General features: G+C 61.5%; 11 protein-coding genes. 6 read left to right on the forward strand and 5 right to left on the reverse strand.

Annotation, left to right across the window (positions count from 1 at the left end; genetic code table 11):
• Positions 1-2: 2 nt before the first annotated feature.
• Positions 3-806, reverse strand: a complete 804-nt coding sequence (locus tag QWY74_RS01450) for an SIMPL domain-containing protein (protein ID WP_264827982.1) — start codon at positions 804-806, stop codon at positions 3-5.
• Between the two features lie 187 nt (positions 807-993).
• On the opposite strand from QWY74_RS01450, the gene QWY74_RS01455 reads away from it, so the two are divergent.
• Complete coding sequence (locus QWY74_RS01455) at positions 994-2,103, forward strand: AI-2E family transporter (protein WP_264827983.1); 1,110 nt, start codon at positions 994-996, stop codon at positions 2,101-2,103.
• Between the two features lie 112 nt (positions 2,104-2,215).
• Here the strand turns inward: QWY74_RS01455 and trxA are convergent, their stop codons facing one another.
• The gene (gene trxA, locus QWY74_RS01460; protein ID WP_264827996.1) at positions 2,216-2,539 is read right to left on the reverse strand and encodes a thioredoxin; all 324 of its coding nucleotides are present in this window, start codon (positions 2,537-2,539) and stop codon (positions 2,216-2,218) included.
• A gap of 260 nt (positions 2,540-2,799) precedes the next feature.
• Between trxA and cysB the strand changes: the two genes are divergently transcribed.
• Complete coding sequence (cysB, locus tag QWY74_RS01465; protein ID WP_264827984.1) at positions 2,800-3,771, forward strand: HTH-type transcriptional regulator CysB; 972 nt, start codon at positions 2,800-2,802, stop codon at positions 3,769-3,771.
• An 81-nt stretch (positions 3,772-3,852) separates the two neighbouring features.
• Here the strand turns inward: cysB and QWY74_RS01470 are convergent, their stop codons facing one another.
• Together QWY74_RS01470 and pabB are read right to left on the reverse strand one after the other, a co-directional pair.
• Entirely contained in the window at positions 3,853-4,473 is a 621-nt protein-coding gene (locus QWY74_RS01470) for a phosphoadenosine phosphosulfate reductase domain-containing protein (protein ID WP_264827986.1), read from the reverse strand.
• Positions 4,474-4,591: 118 nt separating this feature from the next.
• Positions 4,592-5,932 (reverse strand): aminodeoxychorismate synthase component I, encoded by a 1,341-nt coding sequence (pabB, locus tag QWY74_RS01475; protein WP_264827988.1) that lies wholly within the window; start codon positions 5,930-5,932, stop codon positions 4,592-4,594.
• A 216-nt stretch (positions 5,933-6,148) separates the two neighbouring features.
• Between pabB and QWY74_RS01480 the strand changes: the two genes are divergently transcribed.
• The 4 genes from QWY74_RS01480 (at position 6,149) to prpD (ending at position 10,639) form a co-directional block, all read left to right on the forward strand.
• A complete protein-coding gene (locus QWY74_RS01480; protein WP_290313610.1) occupies positions 6,149-6,871 on the forward strand; it encodes a GntR family transcriptional regulator in 723 nt (240 codons plus the stop codon).
• Positions 6,872-6,935: 64 nt separating this feature from the next.
• The gene (gene prpB / locus QWY74_RS01485; RefSeq protein WP_290313611.1) at positions 6,936-7,820 is read left to right on the forward strand and encodes a methylisocitrate lyase; all 885 of its coding nucleotides are present in this window, start codon (positions 6,936-6,938) and stop codon (positions 7,818-7,820) included.
• A 55-nt stretch (positions 7,821-7,875) separates the two neighbouring features.
• A complete protein-coding gene (gene prpC / locus QWY74_RS01490; protein WP_264827992.1) occupies positions 7,876-9,003 on the forward strand; it encodes a bifunctional 2-methylcitrate synthase/citrate synthase in 1,128 nt (375 codons plus the stop codon).
• A 151-nt stretch (positions 9,004-9,154) separates the two neighbouring features.
• Positions 9,155-10,639, forward strand: a complete 1,485-nt coding sequence (prpD, locus tag QWY74_RS01495) for a 2-methylcitrate dehydratase (RefSeq protein WP_290313612.1) — start codon at positions 9,155-9,157, stop codon at positions 10,637-10,639.
• A 224-nt stretch (positions 10,640-10,863) separates the two neighbouring features.
• Here prpD and QWY74_RS01500 read toward each other — a convergent pair.
• Positions 10,864-11,072 (reverse strand): hypothetical protein (locus QWY74_RS01500; protein WP_290313613.1); only part of this gene is annotated, 209 nt, incomplete at its 5' end.

The raw sequence follows: 11,072 nt of genomic DNA on the forward strand, positions 1-11,072 counted from the left end.
GGTCATTCGGCCGGTCGGATCCCCCAGCTGACGCTGACCATGGCATCCAGGGTGATGGTCCCGGGCCGGTACTCGGCATTCGAACCGCCGCTTTCAGCCGCGGCACCGGCGCTCATTGCCATCATGCGGGGCTGGTATACCGGTGAACGGTTTTCGCTGACACTGATGACCGGCCCCAGTTCGATGCCCAGGGTGTCGGCCATGAGTTCGGCTTTATTACGGGCCTTCTCCAGCGCCTGGGTCAGCGCCTTGTCGGTGGCCGCGTCGCGGTTGGACAGATCGTAGGTGACGCCATCCAGGGCATTGACGCCGGCACGGGTCAGCGCATCGAGCATCACCGGCAGGTTGTCGAGGTCACCGATGTCGATCTCGAAAGGGCGCTCCAGGCGCGTGCGGGTCATGCGTGAACCCTCGGAGCCTTCCTCCTTTCGCCCCTGGATCGTCTCGGGCTGAACCCGCAGCGATCCGGCACTTATGGCCTCCCGGTCGAGGCCCGCTGTCTCCATGGTCTCGATCATGCGGGCCGCCCGTTCCTCCAGACGTTGGCGGGCCTTGCCGAGGGTGTCCGGGTCGGTGCTGGTGTCTTCGCGCTGGGCGATGGCCGGTGTGCGCTCCCAGAGTCGCGCACTCAGGGTGGCCTCGTCGGGCACCACCTGGATCTCTGACTGGGCTTGAACGTCCAGACGTTTGTGCGGTGCTTCCTGCTGTGCCGAGGCGACCCCGGGCGTCGCGAGCAGGGGGCTCGAGAGCAGCAGAAGGGACATTAGAGCGCCGGGAAATCCGCTGTTGCGACGAATCTGAGTCATGGCATCTTCCTTGTGGCTGATGAGGTACAAGTTTGGATCCGGCAGGTTCGGCAAGGGTTCCGCTGACACAGCCATCCTGTCGATTTGCTGCACAATGGCGGGGCTGTGCGCCCTCGGGTGTATTGTGCCGCGGTTCGCCAGTCGTCATTATGATGTCATTCCTGACGATTAGCGGAGTAAAGGCAGCATGGAACTGGGCGACGATGAACGACAATCCACGATCCCACTCAATCTGACGCTGGCACTGGCAGCCCTGGTGGTCATCATCGCCGGCATGCGGGTAGGGTCGGGGTTGCTGGTGCCGGTGATTCTTTCCCTGTTCATCGCCGTGGTCTGCACCGGTCCGGTGCGCTGGCTTCAAGGGCATGGTGTTGGCCAGCGCCTGTCGGTGTGGATCACCCTGATCGTGATCGGTGGCCTGATTTCCTTGTTGGGCATTCTGCTGGTGAACAGCTTCGGTACCTTCGTCGATGAGTTGCCCAACATTCAGCAGAAACTCTTCCAGTACTATCTCGGTATCATCGACGGTTTAAGCCGGATAGGGCTGGGCGTGAACAGCCAGACGGTGTCCGAGCTGGTCGATGCCGAGAAATTCGGCAACTGGCTGCCGGCGCTTTTGAGTCAGGTCGGCAACCTGATGATGCAGAGTGTGGTGGTGGCGCTGTTGGTCACCTTTCTGCTTTTCGAGACCCTCAATTTTCGCGACAAGGTGTCACGCGCTCTGGTCAACCCGGCTCCGAGCCTTAGCCGCTTTCGTGAGTTCAGCCTGACGCTCAAGCGCTACCTGGCCGTCAAGACGCTGGTTAGTCTGGCTACTGGGCTCTTGATCTGGATGGCCTGTCAGCTGGTCGGGGTCGAGTTTCCTCTGCTGTGGGCCGTGTTGGCCTTTGCCCTCAACTACATCCCCAACATCGGCTCGGCGATTGCGGCCGTGCCCCCCGTTTTGTTGCTGATCGTGTCGCCGGATGGCGGACTCTTCAAGGCCCTGTTGCTGAGTGGCGCCTATCTGGGCGTCAACTTCGTGCTCGGCAACATCATCGAGCCGCGAGTCATGGGGCGGGCCCTGGGCTTGTCGACCTTCGTGGCCTTTCTGTCGCTGGTGGTCTGGGGCTGGATCTTTGGCGTGGTCGGCATGCTGCTGTCGGTGGTCCTGACCATGACTCTCAAGATTGCATTGGACAGTCATCCACAGACGCGCTGGATGGCTCACCTGCTGGGGCCCGGCAAGACGCCGATTGATCAGGCAGACCTGCCGCTTTCGGAGCGGGTGAAGAAGGTGCGGGATAAAGCGAAATAGGGGATAAATAGGGGATAGGGTGGTGCTCGAAGGGCCACCACGACGCCGAGGCTGACTGGCGAGCGGGCCTCGGGTCGGGGTGGAAGGCTGTCATGCCGCTGTCGGGTTATGCTCAGGCGTTCTGCTCGATGAACTGCGAAAGCTGAGACTTGGATTGTGCACCGACCAGTGAAGCGACCTTGGCACCGGACTTGAACAGCATCACGGTGGGCACGCCACGCACGCCCTGTTCGGCGGCGATTTCCGGAGCATCATCCACATTGATGCTGACGATCTTGAGGTCGCCGTCACGCTCTTCGGCCACCTCGTCGACAACCGGTGCCATGACCTTGCAGGGGCCGCACCAGGGTGCCCAGAACTTCAGCAGAACCGGTGTTTCAGCGTTCAGGACTTCCTGCTCGAAGTTGGCATTGGTGACATCGACGTTATTGGCCATGGGGGTTCTCCAGTTACTACGTTGCGCGGTATCGCGCGGATTGTTGTGCATGACATGCATGCGGGTAGCATCGATGGTAGCGGTCGACTGTTGTGCTGGCAAATCCTCCCGACCTCTGACAACAGCGGGGCACAGGAGCGTGACGCTAGTCTCGATATGCGATAAGGTAATCACAATTAGTTTTTTTATGCCACAGCAGCGCCTTATCGTGCGCTTCGCACAAGCCTTCCGCAGGTTCCGGTACGCCAGGGAGCAGGACCATGAAACTCCAGCAACTGCGATACATCTGGGAAGTCTCGCGGCACAATCTCAATGTGTCAGCAACCGCTCAGAGTCTTTACACCTCTCAGCCGGGGATTTCCAAGCAGATCCGGCTGCTCGAGGATGAGCTGGGGGTCGAGATCTTCGCGCGTAGCGGCAAGCACCTGACCCGGGTCACGCCCGCCGGTGAGTCGATCATCGAGCTGGCCGGCGAGGTGTTGCGCCTGGCCGACAACATCAAGCAGGTGTCCCAGGAACACAGTGACGAACGCCGTGGAAACCTGGCGATTGCCACGACCCATACCCAGGCACGCTATGCCCTGCCACCTGTCATTCGCCACTTTACCAAGCGCTATCCGGATGTGGCCCTTCACATGCAGCAGGGCACGCCGCGTCAGATTGCACAGATGGTCAGTGATGGCCAGGCGGATTTTGCGATCTGCACCGAGTCGCTTGAGCTGTTTCAGGACCTGGTGCTGCTGCCCTGCTATCGTTGGAACCGCTGTGTCCTGGTACCCCGCGACCATCCATTGGCACAGCTTGACACTCTGACCCTGGAGGCGCTCGCCGAACACCCGCTGGTGACCTATGTCTTTGGCTTCACGGGGCGCTCGCAACTCGACGAGGCGTTTCGTGGCAAGGGGCTTTCCCCCAATGTCGTGCTGACGGCGGCCGATGCGGATGTGATCAAGACCTATGTTCGCCTCGGCATGGGAGTCGGCATCGTCGCTCATATGGCGGTCGACCCCACTGATGATGACGACCTTGTGGCACTGGATGCGAGCCATTTGTTCGCCAGCTCCACCACCAAGATCGGTATTCGGCGGGGTACCTTCATGCGCGGTTATATGTATGACTTCCTCAAGGCCTTTGCCGACCATCTTGACCGCGAGCTGGTTGAGGCGGCACTGGAAGCCGGGCCGCGCCAAGAAGAGGCTCTGTTCGACGATATTGAACTGCCGGTGCGTTGAAACGCGGCGTCGGCATGGCGACACGCACAAGGCCCGTCCAGTTGGGCGGGCCTTTTTGCATCGTGATTGCGGACGGGGCCATCAGTGCTGCAGGTGCAACCCGCATTCGCGCTTGTGCTCGACCTTGGTCGGGTCGAAATAATCGAATTCATTGGGTAGGTCGTGTGCCTGCAGATAGCGGTGGAGATCGCGGCTGGTCCAGTTCAGCAGCGGGGCGACCTTGAGCAGGCCATCGGCGTTGCGTGATACCGCCTGCATGCGGGCACGCTCGGGGGTGTCCTCGGCGCGCAGCGCGGTGAACCAGACATCCGGCGCCATCTCGCGCAGGGCGCGATTGAAGGGCTCGAGCTTGACCTCTTCCGTAAAGGCCGCATGGCGGGGATCTTCGATTCCCGGTGTCAGGCCTTCGACAGCTTCGCGGTGGGCGCGTGAACGCTTCGGCAGGTAGGTGATCAGGTTCAGTCCCAGCCGCCTGGCCAGGTCATCGGCAAACCGGTAGGTGGCCGCGGTGTTGTAACCGTGATCCATCCACACGATCGGTGTATCAGGGCGCTGGCGCGCTACCATGTGCAGGATGACCGCCTCGAAAGGACGAAAGTTGGTCGTGCAGATCGGTCGGTTACCCTGTTCCAGCGCCCAGCGGATCAAGGCTTCCGGATCATTGCCCAGGTCGCGATTGATGATGTCGAGTTGCGGCTCCATAGGGATGCTCCCGGATGGTGGCGTTCAATATGCAGGCCACATTAGCAGAGCCGTCAGCCGCTTCCCCAATACCGATTCATTGGATGTTTATTCCTTTATGGATTAAACAGTCTTTTTCTTATTCCTTGATGTCTGGTTCATCGGTGGACAGGGCTCTCATCAGATGGCGAATCTTGTCGAGCGTCTCGGTGTATTCCTCTTCTCCCTGTGAGTCGGCGACCAGGCCGCCGCCTCCCCAGATATGCAGCGTTTCGGCATCCGCCACGGCGGTGCGAATGGCGATCGATGTATCCATGCGGCCGCGCACGTCAACATAGCCCAGGCTCCCGCAGTAGGCACTACGTGCCGAGGGTTCCAGCTCGTCGATGATCTGCATGGCGCGCACCTTGGGGGCACCGGTGATGGAGCCGCCGGGAAAGGCGGCCGAGAGCAGCTCCAGCGGTGAGTGCCGGTCATCCAGCTCGCCGGTGACCACACTGACCAGGTGATGCACATTGGCATAGCTCTCCAAAGCGCAGAGCCGGGGCACGCGCACGCTGCCCGGTCGGCATACACGCCCCAGATCATTGCGCAGAAGGTCGACGATCATGACGTTTTCCGCGCGATCCTTGAGACTGTGTGTCAGGGCCTCGGCGAAGCCTCGATCCTCCTGGGCGGTCTGGCCGCGTGGTCGTGTGCCCTTGATCGGGCGGGTTTCCACATGACCGTCGGCACATTGTAGAAAGCGCTCCGGTGACAGGGAGAGAATGCCCTTGTCCTCCCAGGCGATAAACCCGGCAAAGGGGGTCGGCGTTGCCTGGCGAAGCCGGCAGTAGGCCTGCCAGAGGTCTCCCTGATAGCCGGCGCTGAAGCGTTGCGAGAGATTGATCTGGTAGCAGTCGCCAGCGCGTATGTAGTTCTGAACCGACTCGAAACGCGCCAGGTAGTCCTCGCGGCGCATTTCGGGCTGAAAGGTACTGGTCAGGCGAAAGGGCTGCGTGGCCTGGGGTGGGGTGGCCAGCCAGGCCATGACCTCCCGACGGCGCTCGGCCGAGGCGACCAGCCAGCAGGTCTGTTGTTGGTGATCCTGAATGATCGCCCAGTCATACAGGCCGACCCGGCTGTCCGGCAGGGCCGCCACTCGGCAGGCCTGGCCGTGCGTCGGTTCCAGCCGGTGCCCCAGGTCATAGCTCCAGTAACCGATCAAGCCGCCCAGAAACGGCAGATCGCTTTCGGGAACCGCGTCGGGCAGGCGTTCGAGCATCGCCTTCTGTGCCTTAAAGGGATCGCTTTCTGATGGCTCGGAGCCGGGCTCGAGTGTCTCCAGCGGGTCGCTGGACATGATGTCGTAACGCCCACCGGGTGCGCCGGGTCGGCCACTGTCGAGCAGCACTGCCCCTGGTCTGTGGCGCAAGTGCGCGAAGGTTTCCAGGGGCGAGCGCCGGTAGGGCAGTGAAGTGATCTCGAGTGATGATGTCATGGGCACGCTTTACCTCAACAGGCGCCTTATTCTAGGCATCTTGAGGCCATTTGTCCCTGCCCCGGTCAGTGTGTCGGTCAACGAAAATCATCCACGGGCAGATTCAGGAGGTTGTCTACAACTAATCGCCAATCCCCGGAGCTTTCAGCCACATTGACCGACCATCTCGTGGTGGCTAACCTGATAGCTCCTCACTAATTGTCGACAATTAACACGATGCCTGCTCCATCTACCCTGTCATCTGCCTCGGAAGTTCGAACCCTGGCAGAGCGTGTTTTCCAACAGCTGCAGGATGCAATCGTGCGTGGCGAGCTTGCGCCAGGCAGCAAGATCACAGAGCCAGGCCTGTCACAGGTTTATGGGATTTCGCGGGGCCCCTTGCGCGAGGCCATGCGCCGCCTCGAGGCCCATCGGCTGATCGAGCGCGTGCCGCACGTCGGTGCTCGCGTGATCAAGCTGTCGATCAAGGAGTTGCTCGAGCTCTTCGATGTTCGCGAGGCCCTGGAAAGCATGGCGGCGCGTCTGGCGGCCGAGTCGATGAGTGCCGAGGAGATTGCCGGTCTGCGTGATGTGCTGGCCGTGCATGAGCGCCAGGCCGATTTGCAGAGCGGCGAGGCCTATTACCAGCGTGAGGGTGATCTCGACTTCCACTATCGCATTGTCCAGGGCAGCCACAATCGCATGCTGATGGGGCTGTTGTGTGACGACCTCTATTACCTGGTGCGCATGTATCGGACCCAGTTCAGTGCCAGCGGCTCGAGGCCTCAGCGCGCCTTTGTCGAGCATCATCGAATCGTGGATGCCATCGAGGCAGGCGATGCCGAGCTGGCTGAGCTGTTGATGCGACGTCACGTCAGCGCATCGCGAGAAAATGTCGTCGAGCGCTACGCCATGGCACTCAAGGAAAGTGAGGTGCTCGAGGAAAGCCGTGGAACCTAGGGGCCACGGCACGACATGACGCCTGTCCGTGTTGTTGTCCCATACCCTGTTCAGGAGATCTGCCATGACCCAGTCAACGCCCGGTGCGCGCTTTCGCGCTGCCCTGGCCGCCAGCCATCCGCTCCCCGTGGTGGGGACCATCAATGCCTATACGGCGATGATGGCCGAGCGCGTCGGCCACCAAGCCATCTATCTGTCGGGTGGCGGGGTGGCCAATGCCTCCTTCGGCCTGCCCGATCTGGGCATGACGACCATGAACGATGTCGTGGAGGACGCCCACCGCATCTGTGGCGCCACCGATCTGCCCCTGCTGGTGGATATCGACACAGGCTGGGGCGGGGCCTTCAATATTGCTCGCACTGTGAAGGAAATGCAGCGCGCCGGCGTCGCTGCCGTGCATCTCGAGGATCAGGTAGCCCAGAAACGCTGTGGCCATCGCCCCAACAAGGCGATCGTGTCTCGCGATGAAATGGTCGACCGCATCAAGGCGGCGTCCGATGCTCGGGTCGACCCGGACTTCTTTGTGATCGCGCGCACCGATGCGTTTCAGAAGGAGGGCTTGGACGCCGCCATCGAGCGTGCCAATGCCTGTATCGAGGCCGGTGCCGATGCCATTTTCGCCGAGGCGGTGCATACCCTGGAAGATTACAAGGCCTTCTGCGAGCACGCCGATGCGCCGATCCTGGCCAATATCACCGAGTTCGGGGCCACGCCTCTGTTTTCCCAGCAGGAGCTCGCCGAGGTCGGCTGCCGGATTGTGCTCTATCCGTTGTCGGCCTTTCGCGCGATGAATGCGGCGGCACTGAATGTCTACCGCAGCATCCTTGATAACGGCCATCAGCGTGATGTGCTGGATCAGATGCAGAGCCGTGACGAGCTCTATGACTTCCTCAATTATCACGACTTCGAGCGCAAGCTCGATGACCTGTTCGCGGATCAGCGCGGGTAGTCGTCATCGCCCGTATGACACTGACACGCCTCGCTCACCAAAAGGAGAGACGACCATGGCAGAGACATCGAACAACGGCACCGGCCTGCGCGGCCAGAGTGCCGGCAGCACTGCCCTTTGCACCGTCGGCAAGAGCGGCGCCGGCCTGACCTATCGAGGATTCGATATTGCCGAGCTCGCCGACAAGGCCCGCTTCGAGGAGGTGGCCTATCTGTTGCTCAAGGGCAAGCTGCCCAATCAGGCCGAACTCGACGCCTATGTTGCCAGGCTCCAGCGCCTGCGAGGCCTGCCGGATGCCCTGAAAACCGTGCTCGAACAGATCCCGGCCGATGCTCACCCCATGGACGTGATGAGAACCGGCGCTTCCATGCTCGGCAACCTGGAGACCGAACACGGCTTCGAGGCGCAACAGGATGTGGCCGATCGACTGCTGGCGGCCTTGCCCTCGATCATCTGTTACTGGTACCGCTATTCGCATGATGGCGTGCGCATCGCCACCGAGACGGATGATCGCTCCGTGGGCGGGCACTTTCTGCAGATGCTGCATGACGAGCCGGCGTCCGAACTGCATGCCCGGGTGATGAATGTTTCCTTGATCCTTTATGCCGAGCATGAATTCAATGCCTCGACCTTCACCGCCCGGGTCTGCGCTTCCACGCTCTCGGACATGCATTCCTGCGTGACCGGAGCCATCGGCTCGCTGCGCGGCCCCCTGCACGGCGGCGCCAACGAGGCGGCCATGGCCATGATCGAAGGCTGGCAGTCGCCTGAGGAGGCCGAGCGCGAGCTGCTCGGCATGCTGGAGCGCAAGGAAAAGGTCATGGGCTTCGGTCATGCCATCTACCGTGACTCGGACCCGCGTAACGCCATTATCAAGGAGTGGTCGAGCCGGCTGGCCGAGGATGTGGGTGACAGCGTGCTGTACCCGGTCTCGGAGCGTGTCGAGGCGGTCATGTGGCGGGAAAAGAAGCTTTTCTGCAACGCCGACTTCTTCCATGCCAGCGCCTACCACTTCATGGGCATTCCGACCAAGCTGTTCACCCCGATCTTCGTCTGCTCCCGGGTCACCGGCTGGTGCGCGCACGTCTTCGAGCAGCGTGAGAACAATCGCATCATCCGCCCGAGCGCCGACTATACCGGGCCGGAGCACAGCGATTGGGTGCCGATCGAGGCACGTGAATAACGCTGGTCATCCATCGGTGGGGACGGGCCGCGATGTGCCCGAGAGCCCCCGGCGCTGTGGGCAGTTGACCCTCGCGTCCAATACGACCATGAGCCGCAACCCCCGGTTGCGGGTTCACGCGGTAAGATTCAAAACATGACAGGAGATCGGGATGAGCCAGACCGTCGAAAGCAATGTGCGCCCGGATTATGATCCGGAACTGCAGAAAATCGCCGACTATGTGCTGGAGTATCGCATCGACAGCGATGAAGCACTGGATACGGCGCGCTACTGCCTCATGGATACCCTGGGCTGCGGCCTGCTGGCATTGCGCTTTCCTGAGTGCACCAAGCATCTGGGGCCCTTGGTCGAAGGCACCCTGGTACCGCATGGTTCGCGTGTTCCCGGCACGCCGCATCGACTAGATCCGGTCAAGGCCGCCTGGGACATTGGCGCCACCATCCGCTGGCTGGATTACAACGATACCTGGCTGGCGGCCGAATGGGGGCACCCCTCGGACAACCTGGGTGCCATCCTGGCGGTGGCTGACCACCTGTCGCAGAAGCGTGTCGCCCAGGGTGAGGCGCCCTTGACCATGCGCGAGGTGCTCGAGGCGATGGTCATGGCCCACGAGATCCAGGGCGTGCTGGCGCTGGACAACTCCTTCAATCGGGTGGGGCTCGACCATGTGGTACTGGTGAAGGTGGCCTCGACCGCCGTTGCGGTGCGCATGATGGGCGGCGATCGCGAGCAGTTGCTATCCGCGCTCTCGCATGCCTGGGCCGATGGGCAAAGCCTGAGGACCTATCGTCATGCGCCCAACGCCGGATCGCGCAAGAGCTGGGCAGCAGGCGATGCGACCTCGCGGGGCGTGCGCCTAGCGGACATCGCCATGCGTGACGAGATGGGGATTCCGGGCGTGCTCAGTGCGCCGCAATGGGGCTTCTATGACGTGGCTTTCAGCCACGCCAATAAGGACCTGTCCCTCAAGCCGGTTGAGGAGCGCAGGTTCACCTTTCAGCGCGACCTGGGCACTTACACCATGGAAAACGTGCTGTTCAAGATCTCCTTCCCGGCCGAATTCCATGCCCAGACGGCATGCGAGGCCGCGGTGACGTTGCACCCCGAGGTCAAGGATCGACTGGAAGAGATCGATCGCGTCGTGCTGACGACACATGACTCGGCCATTCGCATCATCTCCAAGTCGGGGGCGCTCGCCAATCCAGCCGACAGAGACCATTGCTTGCAATACATGACGGCGGTGCCACTGATCTTCGGCAACCTGGTGGCCGAGCACTACGAGGATGACTTTCACGCGGCGCACCCGATCATCGATCGGTTGCGCGACAGGATGGAGGTCGTGGAAGACGAGCGATACTCCCGCGACTATTACGACCCCGAGTGTCGTTCCATTGCCAACGCGATCCAGGTGTTCTTCAAGGACGGCAGCAGCACCGACAGGATCGAGGTAGAGTACCCGATCGGTCACCGTCGTCGCCGGGAAGAGGGCATGCCCGTGCTCGAGGAAAAGTTTCGGCGCAATCTGGCGACCCGCTTTCCCGCACGGCGTTGCGACAGGATACGGTCGCTGTGTCAGGACCAGGCTCAACTCGAAGCCACCTCTGTACACGACTTCGTTGACCTCTTCGTGATCTGATGCTGTCGAGAGGGGAGGGCCCCCTTTCATGCCGGGGTTGAAAACCCGCCCCGGCGGCACCCGAATACATCATGTGGCGTCGATGCACGCATCGGCATAGCGAGATCGACACGACTGAGCTATATTTTTTCGCGGCAGGGCTTGCGTCAGCGCCTGTTGATCCGTAAAGTACGCATCCGCTGCCGGCGACGGGCCAACCTCGCCAGCGGCATGGGTGGCAGAAGCTACTGTTTTGATTGAGGTTTTTCGCTCTTCTGGAAAAATCGTCGATTGACAGTCACGCCGTTTCCGGTAAAATGCTCGCCACTTGCTACAGCGGGCCCTCGGGCTCGATCGAAGCCGCCTTTCGAGGCGCGTCGCTCACCGGTAACATCGAGCTTGACGCACGGCAACGATGCTGTAGAATATGCCTTCCTCGCCAGGCGCTGATGAC

The sequence above is a fragment of the Halomonas almeriensis genome (assembly GCF_030409235.1).
GTDB lineage: Bacteria > Pseudomonadota > Gammaproteobacteria > Pseudomonadales > Halomonadaceae > Halomonas > Halomonas almeriensis.